Source organism: Aeromonas allosaccharophila (assembly GCF_000819685.1).
Classification (GTDB): domain Bacteria; phylum Pseudomonadota; class Gammaproteobacteria; order Enterobacterales; family Aeromonadaceae; genus Aeromonas; species Aeromonas allosaccharophila.
In genome coordinates this window covers 1-16,864 of record NZ_CDBR01000009.1, presented here as the reverse complement: position 1 = coordinate 16,864, position 16,864 = coordinate 1, and the positions used below count along the sequence as shown (strand labels likewise).

At 47.8% G+C, this 16,864-nt stretch carries 12 protein-coding genes and 8 pseudogenes; 10 read left to right on the top strand and 10 right to left on the bottom strand.

Annotated features, from left to right (window positions below; all coding sequences use genetic code 11):
• The first annotated feature begins 27 nt into the window (after window positions 1–27).
• Window positions 28–1,569, top strand: coding sequence for a nitric oxide reductase transcriptional regulator NorR (norR, locus tag BN1115_RS01865; RefSeq protein WP_042655827.1), 1,542 nt, complete (start codon window positions 28–30; stop codon window positions 1,567–1,569).
• A gap of 739 nt (window positions 1,570–2,308) precedes the next feature.
• Here the strand turns inward: norR and BN1115_RS21405 are convergent.
• From BN1115_RS21405 to BN1115_RS01855, 3 genes and pseudogenes are all read right to left on the bottom strand, one after another.
• Window positions 2,309–2,759, bottom strand: a pseudogene (locus BN1115_RS21405) (GGDEF domain-containing protein).
• Window positions 2,760–3,026: 267 nt separating this feature from the next.
• Window positions 3,027–5,321 carry a cytochrome c peroxidase gene (locus BN1115_RS21400; RefSeq protein WP_082034773.1) on the bottom strand — a complete coding sequence of 765 codons (2,295 nt, stop codon included), beginning with the start codon at window positions 5,319–5,321 and terminating at the stop codon, window positions 3,027–3,029.
• An 854-nt stretch (window positions 5,322–6,175) separates the two neighbouring features.
• Window positions 6,176–6,628, bottom strand: coding sequence for an antitoxin Xre/MbcA/ParS toxin-binding domain-containing protein (locus tag BN1115_RS01855; RefSeq protein WP_042655826.1), 453 nt, complete (start codon window positions 6,626–6,628; stop codon window positions 6,176–6,178).
• A 157-nt stretch (window positions 6,629–6,785) separates the two neighbouring features.
• Between BN1115_RS01855 and BN1115_RS22745 the strand changes: the two are divergent.
• A pseudogene (locus tag BN1115_RS22745) lies at window positions 6,786–6,890 on the top strand (IS5/IS1182 family transposase); the annotation flags it as partial.
• Window positions 6,867–7,205 (top strand): annotated as a pseudogene (locus tag BN1115_RS21395) (GGDEF domain-containing protein); the annotation flags it as partial. The pseudogenes BN1115_RS22745 and BN1115_RS21395, both read left to right, overlap by 24 nt.
• Window positions 7,206–7,253: 48 nt before the next feature.
• Here the strand turns inward: BN1115_RS21395 and BN1115_RS22505 are convergent.
• The 3 genes and pseudogenes from BN1115_RS22505 to BN1115_RS01845 all read right to left on the bottom strand — a co-directional run.
• Window positions 7,254–7,360 (bottom strand): annotated as a pseudogene (locus BN1115_RS22505) (IS5/IS1182 family transposase); the annotation flags it as partial.
• A 62-nt stretch (window positions 7,361–7,422) separates the two neighbouring features.
• Window positions 7,423–8,412 carry a Gfo/Idh/MocA family protein gene (locus BN1115_RS01850; protein ID WP_042655825.1) on the bottom strand — a complete coding sequence of 330 codons (990 nt, stop codon included), beginning with the start codon at window positions 8,410–8,412 and terminating at the stop codon, window positions 7,423–7,425.
• Window positions 8,409–9,176 carry a DeoR/GlpR family DNA-binding transcription regulator gene (locus BN1115_RS01845; RefSeq protein ID WP_042655824.1) on the bottom strand — a complete coding sequence of 256 codons (768 nt, stop codon included), beginning with the start codon at window positions 9,174–9,176 and terminating at the stop codon, window positions 8,409–8,411. The genes BN1115_RS01850 and BN1115_RS01845 overlap by 4 nt, the downstream gene beginning before the upstream one ends.
• A gap of 90 nt (window positions 9,177–9,266) precedes the next feature.
• On the opposite strand from BN1115_RS01845, the pseudogene BN1115_RS21390 reads away from it, so the two are divergent.
• Window positions 9,267–9,511 (top strand): annotated as a pseudogene (locus BN1115_RS21390) (IS21 family transposase); the annotation flags it as partial.
• A gap of 45 nt (window positions 9,512–9,556) precedes the next feature.
• On the opposite strand, the pseudogene BN1115_RS22940 reads toward BN1115_RS21390, so the two are convergent.
• From BN1115_RS22940 to BN1115_RS01830, 3 genes and pseudogenes are all read right to left on the bottom strand, one after another.
• A pseudogene (locus BN1115_RS22940) lies at window positions 9,557–10,444 on the bottom strand (IS3 family transposase); the annotation flags it as partial.
• Between the two features lie 9 nt (window positions 10,445–10,453).
• Window positions 10,454–11,605 carry an IS30 family transposase gene (locus tag BN1115_RS22935; protein ID WP_042655822.1) on the bottom strand — a complete coding sequence of 384 codons (1,152 nt, stop codon included), beginning with the start codon at window positions 11,603–11,605 and terminating at the stop codon, window positions 10,454–10,456.
• Between the two features lie 70 nt (window positions 11,606–11,675).
• Window positions 11,676–11,918 (bottom strand): annotated as a pseudogene (locus BN1115_RS01830) (transposase); the annotation flags it as partial.
• 62 nt (window positions 11,919–11,980) lie between these two features.
• Between BN1115_RS01830 and BN1115_RS21385 the strand changes: the two are divergent.
• The 3 genes and pseudogenes from BN1115_RS21385 to BN1115_RS22500 all read left to right on the top strand — a co-directional run.
• Window positions 11,981–12,133 (top strand): annotated as a pseudogene (locus BN1115_RS21385) (IS630 family transposase); the annotation flags it as partial.
• Window positions 12,134–12,253: 120 nt separating this feature from the next.
• Entirely contained in the window at window positions 12,254–12,718 is a 465-nt protein-coding gene (locus BN1115_RS01825) for an antitoxin Xre/MbcA/ParS toxin-binding domain-containing protein (protein WP_341833825.1), read from the top strand.
• Window positions 12,719–13,037: 319 nt separating this feature from the next.
• Window positions 13,038–13,226, top strand: a complete 189-nt coding sequence (locus BN1115_RS22500) for a hypothetical protein (protein ID WP_167335541.1) — start codon at window positions 13,038–13,040, stop codon at window positions 13,224–13,226.
• 45 nt (window positions 13,227–13,271) lie between these two features.
• Here BN1115_RS22500 and BN1115_RS01820 read toward each other — a convergent pair whose 3' ends face one another.
• Complete coding sequence (locus BN1115_RS01820; RefSeq protein WP_042655819.1) at window positions 13,272–14,198, bottom strand: AraC family transcriptional regulator; 927 nt, start codon at window positions 14,196–14,198, stop codon at window positions 13,272–13,274.
• A 173-nt stretch (window positions 14,199–14,371) separates the two neighbouring features.
• Here BN1115_RS01820 and BN1115_RS01815 point away from each other — a divergent pair, with 173 nt between their 5' ends.
• The 3 genes from BN1115_RS01815 to BN1115_RS21380 all read left to right on the top strand — a co-directional run.
• Complete coding sequence (locus tag BN1115_RS01815; RefSeq protein WP_042655818.1) at window positions 14,372–15,466, top strand: NADH:flavin oxidoreductase/NADH oxidase; 1,095 nt, start codon at window positions 14,372–14,374, stop codon at window positions 15,464–15,466.
• A gap of 76 nt (window positions 15,467–15,542) precedes the next feature.
• Window positions 15,543–16,280 (top strand): SDR family oxidoreductase, encoded by a 738-nt coding sequence (locus BN1115_RS01810; protein ID WP_208597743.1) that lies wholly within the window; start codon window positions 15,543–15,545, stop codon window positions 16,278–16,280.
• Between the two features lie 146 nt (window positions 16,281–16,426).
• A partial coding sequence (locus BN1115_RS21380) for an alpha/beta hydrolase (RefSeq protein ID WP_042655817.1) occupies window positions 16,427–16,864 on the top strand: 438 nt, incomplete at its 3' end.

The window sequence follows — 16,864 nt, the reverse complement described above, 5'->3', positions numbered from 1 at the left end:
AAAAAACCATTTCTGGTAATAAATACCATGTTTGAAACATCATTGTTACTTGATCTCACTACTGAACTACCGCGTTCCGTTCGACAGGAGCGGCTGGTTTCCGCGATTCGAACTAATTTTGGTTGTAGTGCAGTTGGTTTATTGAAATTGGATGGTGATTGCCTTTGTCCTGTGGCAGTGGATGGCTTAGTGCATGAAACATTGGGGCGCCGTTTTGTCGTGGCACAGCACCCTCGTCTGGCCACTATTTTATCCAGTCGTTCAGCAGTGCGATTTGAACCGGAAAGTCTGTTACCTGATCCATATGATGGTTTACTGGACTCACAACGTGGGCTGCCATTACCCGTACATGATTGCATGGGGATCAGCCTCTATCTAGGAGGGCAATTGTGGGGCGCATTAACGCTAGATGCTTTTGAGGGTTTTGTTTTTGACGATGAAGCAGTTGATAAATTAACGCACAGTGCTTCTCTGACTGAAGTGGTGATACGTATGAGCCGTTTAGAAGAAGAGATTCTAGCGTTACGAGTTGGTAATCGAGCATCAGAAGCGTTATTGCTGGGTGAACAAAATACTAGTGATGGTGAAATCATTGGGCAAAGTGCGATTTTGCTGAAGTTATTGCATGAGCTGGATGTGGTAGCAGATTCCGAACTTCCCGTGTTGTTGCTGGGCGAGACTGGTGTAGGAAAAGAGCTATTTGCTCGCCGCTTACACAGTAAATCACCACGACATATTGCACCGCTGATCCATGTCAATTGTGCGGCATTACCAGAGTCACTCGCGGAAAGTGAACTGTTTGGTCATGTTAAAGGTGCATTTTCTGGTGCGATAAGCGATCGCCCCGGTCGATTTGAAGCAGCACATGGCGGTACGCTTTTTCTCGATGAGGTTGGTGAATTACCACTGACTGTGCAGGCTAAATTGCTACGCACGTTACAGAATGGCGAGATCCAACGACTCGGTACAGATCAGCAGCAGAAAGTCGATGTTCGGATCATTGCGGCAACCAATCGACAGTTGCATGAGCAGGTAAGAGAAGGGCAATTCCGGGCTGATTTGTACCATCGGTTGTCGGTTTATCCAGTGCCGATCCCCCCACTGCGGAAGCGTGATAACGATGTGTTATTACTGGCAGGGAATTTTCTAGAGCTAAACCGTGCCCGTCTTGGTTTTCGTAGCCTGCGATTATCACGCGAAGCAGAACAGGCTTTGTTTACTTATGACTGGCCGGGCAATGTACGCGAACTAGAGCATGTGATCAGCCGGGCTGCTTTGCGTGCACTCAGTCGGGGAGCTGTCAGAACAGAAATTGTCACATTGGAACCAGAGCATCTGGCATTGGATGCCAACGCGATTTGTTCGACAAAAACCGAACATATACTGTTGTCACAGGTTTCGCATGATGAACAGACTGTATCGCTAAAGATTGCCGTGGATGGTTATCAGCGTAAGGTTATAAGTCAGACTTTGGATGCCTGTCAGGGCAATTGGGCTAATGTGGCTCGTCGGTTAGTTCTTGACCCAAGTAATTTGCATAAACTGGCTAAACGGTTAGGCTTAAAATAACGTTGATACCGTTAAATCTGTTCACGCGGCTTTCCCAGAAACCACTTGGTCAGAGACAGTTTGACATTCTCGAGAATCGTAGATATGACCGTGGCCATCAAGGGCGCGAGTCATCAGGATTCTTGCCATCTCTATCCTATCCACAAATGGTTCTATGTATAAAAACGCATCAGTTTATTCAGTTAAATCGGATTTAGAGATATGACCACTCCCCAGGCGAGCTCATTGGGCTTTAGAGGATGCATAGGAGCAGGCTGACCAACAGGGAAAGGTGTGCAAGGATAACCCCCTACAGCACGTTGAATAGGCTCTGGAATTGAAGCCAAAGGAAGTGCGCACTAAAGTAGCGTAAACAAGACACCGGTTTGAGGCCGGTGTCAGGTGATAACTAGATCTGTACAGCTTCAAAAACAACCAATCTCATCATTTTTTGAAATTTATTTCATTTACCCCACTTGAAAAATTCGGAAAACTGTCCATTTACTAATTATGAGAGCTTCAATGAAATTTAAGCAGCTCACCATTATTCCGCTGCTACGCAGCGAAGATAAACCAGTTTTGTACACCCACGGCTATTATTTCATCAACAAACACTCATAATTGACGGTCATAACAATCTAATAACGAATTCTATCGAAGGAGATACCCTCACAATAACTGGTAAAATTAGTGCATAAGGCACTGAATAGTAAAACTTCAATTTAATTCTTGCACATATATCAATCATACGGTATTCACGCTACATGGTTTCATGAACAGTGGTTATTGATATGCACTCGTAAATTCGATTCTTACCATCGCGTTTAGCGTTGTAAACCAGAATGTCAGCTGCATTTATAAGCTCTTTTGCACTAATATCTTTTTTACTAACAGCAACCCCACCACTGAGTGTTACTCGAAGAGCATCTTCACGCCAGTCCAGATGCTCAACACCATGCCTTAATGCCTCCAGTAAAGATATCGCTAAGTTCCCAGACCCCACTTCAAACAACACTGCTAATTCTTCTCCACCATATCGACAGAACCAGCCATGCTCATAAAAAATTGAATTACCAAGTTTCGCTACTCTTTTTAAAACAGAGTCACCAGTTTGGTGTCCGAATGTATCGTTCACTTTTTTAAGGTCATCTAAATCTAACAGTGCTAAATAAAATGGCTCTTGCTATTTTTAATAGCTGGGATAGCTTTATGTCAAAAAATCTACGGTTGTATAAACCTGTCAGTTGGTCAACATTAGCCTGTAAGCGAGCCTCTGATAATTCATGTGTCGATTTTCAGATTGGCACAACTGTAGTTGTAGATTAGATCCGGGCACTTCTTTTTTGAAATCAGTAGTCTTCAAAATCATTTATAATACAATGTTCATCATAGGAATGAATATATAAATCAGGAAATCTGAGCCCATCTTTTTGATGGGCTCTTTATATCATCTCGTACAGGGGGTAATGAATTGAAATCTATTTGGCGATGGGGGGGGTGCTACTGCTTAAAGTTCCTAAAAAATCTACAATGGCAGAAATTTCTGACTTTGTGAGATTTAATACATGTAACTTACCTGAACCTTCAGGGAATAAAGGATCATACCTATATTCATTAATTTTTAATTTACTTGCTACAATGTTTACACCCATCGCATTATTGTATGCAGTAATGGCTTCCTCTAAATTAAATCGACCAGTATGCATGTATGGAGCGGTATGTGCCAGCTCTCTTAACGATGCGACTTTAAATTTCCCAGAATCTTCTGGGTTAAGCGTTACGTTGTAACGGCCTAGGTCCCTAGCTGGGAGGTTGTAGTCAGACAAACCTATGTCTTCAAAATCATTGTTAGTAAAGTTCGGACCTGAGTGACAGTTCATACATTTCGCTTTGGTCCTGAATAAATGTAATCCCCAAAGTTCTTGGTTGGTTAGAGTAGCCTCACCCTTCAAAAAACGATCAAACTTGGCGTCAGTCGATATAATCGATCGTTGGAACATAGCTAATGATTTGGCAATGATCTCAGTTGTTAAATGATCACTGCCGAATGCTGCTAATGTATCTGAACTATAATCGTCAAATAGACCTTTTGAAACTCTATCTTCAAGCTCCTCTATCGGTAAGTTCATTTCAATTGGGTTGGCTATAGGTTTAAGGGCTTGTTCTTCCAAATTGGTAGCTCTTCCATCCCAGAATAGTGATGTCTGGAAAGCTGAGTTAATAATACTTGGTGCATTTCTTGTACCTTTCTCTCCATTATGTCCAACAGAGACCATAAGGTTGTCATCCCAACCCTGAGATGGTGTGTGACATGTCGAGCATGAAATATCACGGTTTTTTGATAGTCTTGGTTCAAAAAACAGGCGTTTCCCTAAACTATGAGCATTAATAGAGTATTGATTGTAATTCGGGTGTTCTACATTAGGTAGTATGCCAAGTTCAGCCCATTCTACATCATTATCAACTATCGGTGCAGGCCAGGTTGCGGGATCTGGATTTGCGTAAAGAGCCTTAACGTTTGTATAGGCGGCTTTTATTTCATCAGGTGTTTGGTCTACTTGACGTTGCAAACTAGTTTTATCTAAACGCGTAAATGATTTATATAGGACGGCAGCTGTAGTTTGGGTCGGATCATCAACTAAAGCCCCGGCGCTAATATCGTATATTCTGTGGTTTAAGGTTGCGCGAGAGTTGTCTTTGTTTACCCAATAAAAATTTGATGTTAAAAATGGAAATGATAATGGGAACTTGGCCGCGTTGCTATCCAAGAGCGACTCTAGCTCCTCTACTGTAGGAACTGACCAATTCCCTACATTGCACATGCTCTGTTGATTGAGTGAGTTAAGTTTATTTTCCACATCACTCCAGTTATATTCTATGCTTGCTGTTTCTTTATCAGAATAGTGCCAGATGTTAACTCCGTAACCATAATTACGAAGAGGCTTAGAACGACTGCGAAGATCATCTACACACTGCCAAGATAAAGTAGAGTATTCATTGTTCTGAGATGAAAGTAGTTTACCAGTTTGATCAATCCTCAAGAAACTATCAGATTCTGGGTTTGGGTCATCTATAAGAACTTCAGATGGTCGGTCTCTGTCGAGAATTCGCTTGATTTCACGTTGGTTTCTTACTTTAATGATATTTAACAAGCTCTCAGAACGAAACATATCTAATGCGAGGCGATAACTATTAATAGCTTGAGTGCCTTCTATTGATTCATTAATGCCATAAATTTCTAGAGCTGCAAAAATAAATGCTAGCCCCTTTGATTCAGCTTCTGCAAGTTTTGTTGAGAGGTTCTGAACTTCATCTGTTGATAGCATCCCATCTTGGTTTTCATCTAAGTAGGCAAACTGCGCAGTTGTTTCTGGCGTGACCAGAACATTGACGGTATTACTATCTATACGCTCAGTTTGAGCGCGCATAATATTTGGTTGACTAGATAGCACTTTAAATATCTGATTGTTATTACTAATTGTGATTTCAAAAGGGTAGCTGTCGTTGTAACTATCAACAATAAATGTTGCTGTAGAATTGGAATCTAATGTGCTTTGATACGTTTTTTTAGTATTTAATTGACGAGCGCTAACCAAGCCTCCCGCGAGAGTCGTCTTTAGACTCTCAGGTACACTAACGATAAAGGATATTGGTAAGATCTGTGGTGGTTGAGAAGGTAAAGTTCCAGTTCCAGTATTCGTTGTTGGTTTCGTATCAGAATTGCACCCAGCCAGTATTGCAGCTGTTAGCAGAAAATAAATTCCGGCTTTCATTTCGACTCCCACGTAGCGTTAACTTCAATGATAATGATTGCCATTACCATTACTTATGCTAACTGAGAGTGTGACCGGTATCAATACAGATCGATTGTTATTAGTCGTATTTTGATGTATCAGCGTTTGAGTAGCGTTGTTTTGCCAAATGAAGAGACTTGAATGATTCCTTATGCAGTGGGCGAGACACCTATCCGTTTGGGTTCTCGTCTCGGTGGGTGGGTTAAGCAGATCAGTTATGAACCTCTTTGAAGACGACCAATAGGTCACCCTCCCCAGGAGATGGGCTCCGTTTGATAACATAGTTGTATGTCTAAAGAAGAGCTTGCATAGGTAAAGATTTTATTTTTAAAAAAATAACACGTTTTTTATTTCCGCCTGACATGGGCGAATATAGCCATACTTTATTGAGAATATGTGTTCTCTGTTCTCTGTTCTCTGTTCTCTGTTCTCTGTTCTCTGTTCTCTGTTCTCTGTTCTCTGTTCTCTGTTCTCTGTTCTCTGTTCTCTGTTCTCTGTTCTCTGTTCTCTGTTCTCTGTTAGTTCATAGAAGAAATTATTGCAAAGTGATGGTGCATTGATTTTTATCTGGCGTAATAAACTTTAATTTATCAGTTCCATCTCATCTATTGAATAATAATAGGGTGTGGGTTTGTAAAACTGGTCTCTCTTCGCTGCGCAGCAGCGGAATGTTGAAATGGAAAAAATTTATTTATAGCTCTCATAATTAGTAAATGGACAGTTTTCCGAATTTTTCAAGTGGGGGGATATGAAAAAATTTTGAAAATCATTCTGCTTGGTGGAAGTTTAACCAATTCAGATGGTTTTATGCTCACAGCCCCCCGACTTATTGCTTATATGCAAACCCCATGTTCAATCCGCCCCACAAGATCGACAACTGCCTGGACTCCCATCTGTGTAGTCAGCAATGTGGCAGGAGCTGCCCCACCTAGGCCCCAGGCTGGACGGTGTAACCATGACAATGCCCTTGTGGTGTCGTAATCGTGAAGGGAGATAACCGCGTCGAGAGCCTGCACAACGCCGTATACCCTGGCACCCTGTGATGTTGATAGGGCGACCTCCATCTTGAGTTTGCGGGCAACTGTGCTCCTACTAATGCCGACTAATCGGCATATAGAACCCACGTCTGTCTTCACCGTTCCTGCCAACTCATGAATCATGGTCGGTGTGACTCCGGCCACGATCCAGAAATGAGCCCCCAACGGGTCACTCGGTATGCCAAGAGAAGTAAATAAAGTATTGGAAGAGGTCACTGACGTACTTGGACGGTAAACAGCATAAGACATAGTGATTTCTCCTCTGATGTACAATGAATGCTGTTCTTGTGACCTATCCTAACTGTTCTTCACTGCGGTGGCGATGGGTCTGAGAACTAGGGAAGGTGCGAACAAGTCCCTGATGTGAGATTGTGAGCCTCACTTGGCATCAGGGATGAGGTTCAGCATGAGTCACCAGCTCACCTTCGCGGATAGCGAGTTCAATGGTAAACGCCGCAAAACCCGCAAAGAGATATTCTTGGCTCGCATGGACGCTTTGCTCCCATGGTCTGCGTTTCGCATAAAAGCTCCAGCAGCACTACTCTTTTTAGACCTGAATCACTTCAAGGTGATAAACGATAAGTTAGGTCATGATATTGGTGATGATGCATTGCGACAAATGGCGGAATTATTATGCCGAGTATTTCGAGACGCGGATATTTTTGCTCGTCTTGGTGGGGATGAATTTGTAGTTCTTTTACCTGGGGCTGGTAATGAACATTGTCAGAAAATTAAAGAACGTCTGCATCAGGCAATGAGTGTTTTCAATAGTCATAGTGGTAAGCCGTACCAGCTTTCATGTTCTTTGGGTATTGTTGTTTACGATACCAGTACGCCTCCTGATTTAGATCAACTACTCCGGCAAGCAGATGAGATACATCGACGTCTCTGCCAGCAAGCGACGGTGATCTTCTTCCAGTGCGCCAGCCCTTCCTTGTGCATCACCAGCACAGCGTCATTTCTTGGGTGTCCCTTTTTCCATCACCTTGCGCTTTGTATAACCACTGTGTATCACTGCGCGCGGTAGCCATGACCTGACGGAGCTATGGCTGATCCATCGGGAAACGGATCCCGGCATCCTGCCGTGCAGCCTCCAGCACCGCAGCCACAATAAGCGCCAAATCCTGCCATGCCTCACACTGCGCCATATCCAGACGTCGGATACAATCCTCAAACGCGCTGAATTCTGGCACCATCCGGTTGCCATCCGGCGAAGCGAATCGCTCTATCTCGCTATGACGTAGCCTACGTTCCACCACCTGGCACACACTGGGGATGCCAGCAATGCGGACATAGCCCGCAGTCCCCTGCACGGTAAAATGCCCCGGACTCTCAGAATCTTTCGCGCCGCTACACACCGCGATAAAGTCGGCATAATGCAGCGTGACGATACCGGAGATATCAATGCCATTAAAACCATAATTACAGCGATATTCGACCTTTTGCGGCGCACCAAACAGTGCACAGGCCAAATAGACATTGTAAAGATTGATGTCATACAGGGCACCGCCAGACATGGCTGGATCAAACGCTGGCTGCACCTTACCGGAGAGATAATCATCATAACGGCTGGAATACTGGGAATAATTGCCCTGAACTAAGCGAATCGTCCCGAGCGCCGGCAACTGCTGCTGCATCCAGCGGAACCCCTGTGTATGAATCGCCGTCACGGCATCAAACAAGAAGCAGTGCCGGGCCCTGGCCAGCTGAATCAACTGCTCCGCCTCTTCCAAATTGGAGGTAAAAGGCTTTTCACAAATAACATGCTTGCCAGCGCGCAAAGCCTGTTCAGCGAAGTGAAAATGCAGATGGTTTGGAATACCTAAATAGACCACCTCAATCTCAGGATCCGCCAACAATTCATGGTAGTCGGTGTAAACTTTTTCCACACAATATTGCTGCTGTAATTGTTGCGCCCGCGCCAAACTAGCAGGTCGCGCCAACAAGGCGCAAGCCGTCATGCCTGGAACAGAGGTCAAAGCATCCAGTACATCTTGGACAATCTTACCGATACCAATCAATGCCAATTTCACAGTGTTTCTCCTTCTTCCACGATTAATACGTGTACATCATGCGCTTCCAAAATCTGCCGCATCGCTGCCGGCGGCGGCAGATCGGTGATCACACAGTCGATGGTCTCCCACAGACAGGCGGTATAGAGCAGACGCTGTCCGAACTTGGCCTGCTCGCCCATACAGACTGTGTAGGCCGCCCGCTGTGCCAGCGTTCGTTTGAACATGGCCTCCATCTCTTGCTCACAACTCACCCCGTCGGCGGAGAAGGCCGGTACGCCGATAAAGGCCTTGTCCGCCTCATAGCCCTGCAACTGACGGATAGATTCGGCAGTATAGATGGCGCGATTGAAGGTATTGAATTCGCCCCCTAGCATGATGCTGCGCAGATGCGGGCGATAGCTGGCGTCGATCAGGATGTCGACTGAATTAGTGATTAGGGTGGCATCCACCTTAATGGTGCGCGCCAACCCGGCCAGGATGCTGCCAGTGTCCAGCATGATCACATCGTGCGGCTGGATCAGCCCCAACGCCGCCTGTGCCAGGCGACTTTTCAATGCACTGGGTTGCGCTCGCTCGTCATAGGAGCGCCCTGCCGGTTTTTCCGGCTGATATAGCGCCCCGCCTCGAATACGCAAGATGCCGGCCTGTTGCGTCAATAGCACCAGGTCACGACGTGCAGAATCGTAGGAAATACCATAACGCTGGCAGATAAACTCCAGCGTCACCTTGCCCTGACGGATAATGATCTCGCTGAGTTCTAGCAGCCGTTCGTACTGGGTCATTGGATATCCAAAAAGCGTTCTTAAGTGATGGTAAGCGATTGCAAGCAATCAAACAAGTGGCACTTATCTCTGGTGTATAATCTGGTCCTGTTGCCGGAATGTCACAGCATGCAGGCAACGCTGGACGCACGGGCGTCTCAAGCTGTGGGCCGCAGAGATCGGACTGGGCACCCTGTGCTGGGTCAGTGAACGGCTGCCATAGAAAGCCCATGCCGAGCAGGCATACAGGCTCTGCCTAGGGCTGCTGAGCCTGAGCCGTGAGTATCCGCCATCACGGGTCGAGGCCTGTTGTCTGTTGCCAGTTGGCCAACCGGGAAGGGCTGGTGCGGCTTGAATCGACCCTGCTCAACTGAATCGCCCCTGGTTTTCTAGACACTTTATTACTGAAAAATAAACTGCCTTTCAAACTCTACCGGCGATAGCCCATCATTGGAACCATGGCGCCTGATTGGGTTGTAAAACATCTCGATATAATCAAACACATCGCTGCGGGCCTCATCTCTTGTCGCGTAAATCCTGCGCTTGATCCGCTCCCGTTTGAGCAACTGAAAGAAGCTCTCGGCGACCGCGTTGTCGTGACAGTTACCCCGTCGGCTCATGCTGCAACTCAGGTTGTGGGCCTTCAGAAAGTCCTGCCATTCACCACCAGTAAACTGGCTGCCCTGATCCGAATGCACCAGTACCGGCTGCTTGGGCTTGCGCCGCCAGACGGCCATCAATAACGCATCAACCGCCAAGTCTGCCGTCATGCGTGACTTCATCGCCCAGCCGACGATCTGGCGAGAGAACAGGTCGAGCACCACCGCCAAGTACAGCCACCCTTCTTGAGTGCGAATGTAGGTAATGTCAGTCACCCAGGAGATGTTGGGGGCTGGCACCTTAAACTGACGTGCCAGCGTGTTTGGGGCAGCCTGCGGGCTCTTGCCTCCATAATGCCCCTTGCGGCGTTGATAGCCCGTTTGCGAACGCAGCCCTTCTCGCCTCATTAATTTGGCCACACGGTGCTTGCCGCAGGCTTCCCCTGCGTCACGAAGGTCGCGATGGATTTTGCGATAACCGTAGACAGCACCACTTTCCAGCCAGGATTGCTTGACCAATCCGGTCAGTCGTTCGTCCTCCTGATGGCGTGGCGATGTGGGCTGTTTCAGCCACGCGTAGAAGCCACTTCGGTGAACCCCCAGGGTCTGGCACAGGGTAACGACACTGTACCGGTCGAGTCGGGAGGTTATGAACGCGTACCTTTCCTTGACTCGCTGGCAAAGTACGCGGCTGTAGATTCAACTTGTCAACGCAACACCCTTCTCAAGGATCTCTATTGGCGTTTTAAATTTCAGGGTTTTCCTCGGCCTGCTGTTTAGTTGGGCTGCAACCTGATCCAGTTCCTGCTGGGTATACTGGGCAAGACATGTCTTTTTGGGGAAGTACTGTCGGATCAGGCCATTGGTATTCTCATTCGTGCCCCGTTGCCAGGGGCTCTGAGGGTCGCAGAAGTAAACCTGAACTCCTGTGCTGGCTGTAAGCTCCAAATGTTTGGCCAGTTCCATACCACGATCCCACGTCAGTGACTGTCTTAGCGTTGGTGGAAGTTCTTGGAATTTATCTGTAAGTGCTTGATTCACAGACCCTGCATCTTTTCCACTTAGCTTGAGAATAAGGGTATAGCGCGATTTTCTATCTACAAGTGTGGCTATGTGAGAGTTCTTGGTACCGGAAACCAAATCCCCTTCCCAGTGACCGAAAGAGCGTCGGTTATCGATGTGCCTGGAGCGCTCATGGATTGAAATGCCGTTCACGATATTGATGGTGCCTCTCTCTCCCTTGCGGGTGTGGCGTTTTCCATGGCGCAGGCTGTGGGAGCGACGCAGATGTTTGACAAGCAGGTGGTGCAGCGCACTCCGACTGCGAAAATACAGCGTTTTATAGATTGTTTCGGCAGAGATCTGCATCGCTTTTTGGCGGGGCATCGTTCTTCTGACCCACCCCGATATCTGCTCTGGAGACCATTTCAACTCGAGTTTTTCCAGCACCAGTTTGCGCAGTCGCGGGTTCCGTTCCAGAAGGCATGCCTTGGGTCTTTTGGCCATGCTGTTAGCGCGATTATTGGCATCAACAGCTTTGTAATAGCGCCTGCCACGGTTGCGTTGAATTTCCCGAGATATTGTTGACGGAGAGCGGTTAAGCGAGCGTGCTATAGCACGAATACTCATTTTTGCCGATAGACCGGCTCGAATCTCCTCACGCTCAGATAACGTCAGGTGAGCCACTGCTCGACGGCGTTCGCTCGGTTTTATGCCTCCCGTATCCCTCAACATGGTGAAAATGGTGCCGGGCTTCGAATCCAGGATTCTCGCTATCTCACTGAAGCCGGTTCCGCGCTTCCACAGATCAAAAACAAACGCTTTTTCCTTTGCTGTAAATGTTCGTTTCATTCAACAATCCTCCGCAACGGCATGCTTTCACATGGTTGTTGCATTGATCAATTGAATCTACAGCGGCCTCCTTTAGGATATTGCGCTCCTCGGTGACCTGGCGCAGTTCGGCTTTCAGGCGGCGTATCTCGGCCTGCAAGGCAGACTCTTCGAGCTGCTGGTCAGCAGGCTTGCCGTACTGCCTGAGCCAGGCATACAGACTGTGGCTGGATACCCCAAGGGCTCGTGCAACGTCAGCCACCGGCCGTCCGCGCTCGGTGATTTGTTTAACGGCTTCGATTTTGAATGTTTCTGGATAACGCTGACGTGTCATAACACCTCCAATAGTTGCCTCATTTTAAGGCTGTGAGGTGTCTAGGGAACTGGGGGCGATTCAATCACATAGAACGGCTGTGGCACAAGTTACATGAAACCATCACGCGCAATCATCAATGTAGCGGAATGGCCAGCCTGCTGGCCCGAGTGAAACACTTCATGGATACCGTGTCTCCTTTCCCGGGGAATGGCTATGGCACAGCGAAGGTGTAGCACTATTGGGATCAGTTATTTAGGTGGTTGGAAACCATGAGTCGGCCCTGCAACATGTGAAAACTTTGTTGAGCACTGGGCACGACAGTGTGGGGTGAGATAGGGCATGATAAAGAGCACATGCAGACAGAGGAATGTAACATGACATTCGATGCAGTCCATAATCCGAACCTTAGAGCTACACTCCTTGACCCCTTGGGTGTTCCTCGTGAAGCACTGAGTGCTCACCTGTGGATTGTGGCAGGGGTTCCGGCGGACATCATCCATAAGCTAGCTGCGCTGGTTGAAACTGATGTTGGTGTGATATGTAAGCTAGCTGGTATTAGCCGGAGCACTGTGACTCGCAGGCTCAGAGCAGATACCGCGCTATCAATATCACAAGGTGCCAGGGTGTATGGAGTAGTGCTCGCCCTCGATGCCACTCTGTCCCTTCAGGAAAACGATGCCCTCAGGGCATTGTCATGGTTACACCGTCCAGCCAGGGGCCTTGGTGGCATAGCACCTGCCGATCTATTGACTACATCGATGGGTGTTCAGGCTGTTATCGATCTTGTGGGACGGGTTGAGCATGGGGTTTTCCAATAATCAATAAGTCGGGGGGGGCTGTGAGGATAAAATCAGCTCAATTGGTTAAATTTCCACTAAACAGAATGATTTTTAAAATTTTTTCACATACCCCCACTTGAAAAATTCGGAAAACTGTCCATTTACTAATTATGAGAACTTGAATTAAATTTCAGCGTTTCAACATTCCGCTGCTACGCAGCGAAGAGAAACCAGTTCTACTATCCCACATTGTCTTTGCTTTAAAATTAAAAAACAATTGCATAACATAGAAATTAAATCATCTCTTGATGAACATAATTAATATTCTTTGAGAAGACCGTTAAGTCAACGACACTTTTTGAAAAGCAGAAAAGCAGAAAAGCAGAAAAGCAGAAAAGCAGAAAAGCAGAAAAGCAGAAAAGCAGAAAAGCAGAAAAGCAGAAAAGCAGAAAAGCAGAAAAGCAGAAAAGCAGAAAAGCAAAATTATCTGGCTGTATTCATCCCCAAGGATGGAATTAGAAATATGCATTTTCAAAAAATTGGGTAACCGGAATACCTGGTTGAAATTCGGTCGAAATTTTACCGTCACAACCTAGCGCATGACACCCGCTTGTCTCAGTTGTTTTACATCTTTTCGGGGGGGCGCGCCGAATAAGCGGTGGTACTCCCGATTGAATTGAGAAGGACTTTCATAACCCACAAACGCGCTGGCGGTTCCTGCATCGACATTTTGGTTGAGCATCAATTGCCGAGCCTCTTGCAGCCGCAGTTGTTTTTGAAACTGAAGCGGACTAGTGCCGGTAATGGCTCGAAAATGCTGGCGAAAAGTGGATGGGCTCATGTGTACGTAGGCTGCCAACTCCTCCACTTGTAGTGTTTGTGCGAAGTGTTGCTTTAGCCATGCAATGGCTTTTGTGATCTGATGGCTTGGCGATTCCGTGATCAGGAAATTTCTTAACTGCGATCCGAGTGGGCCAGCCAGCAATCGCACTATAATTTCCTCTTTGATGAGAGGTGCCAGTTTGGGAGCTAACAGCGGTTCGCTAGTCAGCCTAACCAAGCGTGTAAGTGCATCTATCATGGAATAATCTAGCGTTGCCACAGTAATGGGCTGAGAGGTAGAGTTTCGCTGAAGAGGAGATAAATCCATTTCCGAAGCCACCTGAACGATAGTTCGTGCGTCCATCGTTAACATAAGGCCCAGGAAAGGTTCTTTGATTCTAGCCTGGGTAATGTGAGAGATCACAGGCAGGTCGATCGTCGTGAGCATGCAATCTCCTCTACCGTAGTCGAGCAGTGCGTCCCCCAGTGTGACTTGCTTGCCACCTTGTGCCACTACCCCCAAGCCCAGCGTATAGATACAGTGCACAGGCTCCGTTGGGGTACGCCTCCGATGGAGTGAAAGCCCTGGTATAGCCGTGGCGTAGTCACCATCACTTTGGGCAATAGTTTCAATAGTGTTGGCCAACATGACTATTGGAGAGGCTCCATTGGTAATGGCCAAGTAGTTTTGCTGCATGCTAAGCATCCATGTCATTCTATGTGTTTAAAAGTATAGCACTAACCAAGGTGTCACTTTCTTGCTAATGATGAGGCTTCATCGTTTTAGGCAATGAAGTGCTTGAAATTGGCAACTCCAGTAAAGGTTACCCGACTATGATGAGGTGTAAGTAATCAACCTCGGAGTAGCCAATGCCGTCTCTTTTCTCACCGTTCAGTCTCAAGCGCATCACGATGCGGAACCGCATCGCAGCCTCGCCGATGTGCCAGTACCAGGCCCGTGATGGTTTTTTGAACGACTGGCATCAGACTCATTACACTATGCTAGCCCGTGGCGGCGTGGGTTTACTGGTCGTTGAGGCTACTGCCGTTTCCCCGGAAGGCCGCATTACCCTAGGCGATGCGGGTCTGTGGAGCCATGCTCACGTTGAAGGCATGGCGTCTGTTGCACAGTCAATCAAATCCAACGGTGCCGTACCTGGTATTCAGCTCGGCCATGCCGGACGCAAGGCCGCTTGTACCCCACCTTGGGAAGGGGGCGCACCATTAGACAAATCCGACCCACAAGCGTGGCAACCAGCGGCACCTAGTGCACTTTCCTATATGCCTGAAGCACCGCACCTACCCACAGAGATGACGCTCACTGACATTCAGCGAACCCAGCAGGATTTTGCTGACGCCGCCTTGCGTGCCTACGAAGCAGGTTTTGAATGGTTAGAGCTGCACTTTGCTCACGGCTTTCTGGGTCAGAGCTTTCTATCCCAACACGCTAACCATCGCACCGATCACTACGGCGGATCGCTGGAAAACCGTGCCCGCTTTTTGCTGGAGACAGTTTCGGCGGTTCGCAACGTCTGGCCGGATGACTTGCCCTTGACCGTACGGCTTGGTGTCACGGAATTCGATAACGGTACAGAACACTCGTTCAGCGAAGCCCTTCAAGTGCTGCGCTGGCTCAAGCGCTTAGGAGTGGATTTGGTTGATGTCGGCCTTGCGCTAACGACACCTGCCGAGCTGGTGCCGTGGGGACCCAATTTCATGGTGCCCTACGCCGAACGAGTTCGCGCCGAAACCGGACTGGCGGTAGGCACAAGCTGGATGATTACCAGCGCCAAAGAGGCCGATGCGTTTATTCGTGACGAACAGATCGATGTGGTGTTCTTGGCCCGAACGCTGTTAGCCAATCCGCATTGGCCGTTTCAAGCGGCCCGAGACCTGGGAATTGGACAAGCTGAGGCGGTTCTACCTACGCCCTACGCCTTTTGGCTACAAAACTGGCCAGGCTAAGCGACACCGGTCTAAAAATGATTGCCTTTGGTGACAGTAAGGGAAGTTTAAAACTAAATCGAAAAAGTGAGATGTAATGATGAATACCCAACCAAAGACTGGCCGAGTAGCCGTAATTACTGGCGCATCATCAGGAATCGGCGAAGCAACGGCCCGTGCCTTAGTGGCAGATGGTCATCAAGTGGTGCTGCTGGCTCGACGTATTGACCGTCTGCAAGCCTTAGTCGATTCGCTAGGCGACGCCGCCATCGCGATTAAGGCCGATGTCACTGATCGAGATTCAATCGTTGCAGCGGCTGAGCGTGTTCAGCGTGAGCTTGGTGGAGTTGACATTCTTATCAATAATGCAGGTGTCATGCTTACCGCCCCGTTTAGCAAGGAGCAGCATGCAGAGCACCGTCAAATGGTGGAGGTGAATCTTCTTGGTGCAATGACAGTCACCAACGTGTTTCTTGACCAGCTACGCGCTAACGGAGGCGGTGATTTGGTCAATATCTCATCGGTCGCTGGTCGTATCGCGCCCGCCGGTTTTGCAGCCTATTCAGCGACAAAATGGGGGATCAACGGATGGTCGGAATCGCTGCGCGTCGAACTCCAGCCTGACATTCGAGTAATGGTTATCGAACCAGGCGCTATTGCTACCGAGTTAGCTGATCACATTACTCATAATGAAAGCAAAAAATCCGCAAAGGACTCTCTGGAGTGGGCGATTCCAGCACAAGATATCGCCGATGTCATTTTGTTCGCTATAAGCCGACCGCCACGCATGACGTTAAACGAAATCCTAGTACGACCCACGGTTCAGGCGATGTAGTGACACCTTTAATGCGAATTTCATGCGAACCGTACATAGCAGTACAGCGGGCTGCTACTAAGGGTAAAAAAGCTCGATCTCTGAGAGCCTAACTCAATCCCGTTTAATAGACAGATAGTGACCACTTAACCTAGAGGATGCTCAAAATGGATAACCAACTTTTCAAACGCATACTTATGAACACTGGGCGTCGCCAAGTTTTAATCGGTGGTGCTGCACTAGTTGCATCCCTGTTAATGCCTACATTCGCTTTCGCAACTGAGGGCGCGGGCAGTAACACCAATGAAAATAGAGTAAAGATGCTAAGTGTTACTTTCAAGAACAAAGATATCGATATGGCAGGAAATCTGTATCTGCCAAAGAATTTTAGTGAAACCAGTCAGTATCCTGCCGTCATAAGTGTGCATCCCGGCGGTGGTGTTAAAGAGCAGACAGCGGGTCTGTACGCTCAGAAACTGGCAGAACAGGGATTTGTCACATTGGCATTTGACGCATCACACCAAGGGGCAAGTGGCGGCATACCCCGTCTTTTGGATGACCCGATGAGGCGAGTTGCGGACATCTGTAAGCGTCCGGCCACTACC

Excerpts from the sequence above, each read along its gene's own strand:
- BN1115_RS21400 (WP_082034773.1), bottom strand. The coding sequence starts at position 5,321 with ATGAAAGCCGGAATTTATTTTCTGCTAACAGCTGCAATACTGGCTGGG.
- BN1115_RS01815 (WP_042655818.1), top strand. The coding sequence starts at position 14,372 with ATGCCGTCTCTTTTCTCACCGTTCAGTCTCAAGCGCATCACGATGCGG.
- BN1115_RS01845 (WP_042655824.1), bottom strand. The coding sequence starts at position 9,176 with ATGACCCAGTACGAACGGCTGCTAGAACTCAGCGAGATCATTATCCGT.
- BN1115_RS01820 (WP_042655819.1), bottom strand. The coding sequence starts at position 14,198 with ATGCAGCAAAACTACTTGGCCATTACCAATGGAGCCTCTCCAATAGTC.
- norR (WP_042655827.1), top strand. The coding sequence starts at position 28 with ATGTTTGAAACATCATTGTTACTTGATCTCACTACTGAACTACCGCGT.
- BN1115_RS22935 (WP_042655822.1), bottom strand. The coding sequence starts at position 11,605 with ATGAAACGAACATTTACAGCAAAGGAAAAAGCGTTTGTTTTTGATCTG.
- BN1115_RS01825 (WP_341833825.1), top strand. The coding sequence starts at position 12,254 with ATGCAGACAGAGGAATGTAACATGACATTCGATGCAGTCCATAATCCG.
- BN1115_RS01810 (WP_208597743.1), top strand. The coding sequence starts at position 15,543 with ATGATGAATACCCAACCAAAGACTGGCCGAGTAGCCGTAATTACTGGC.
- BN1115_RS01855 (WP_042655826.1), bottom strand. The coding sequence starts at position 6,628 with ATGTCTTATGCTGTTTACCGTCCAAGTACGTCAGTGACCTCTTCCAAT.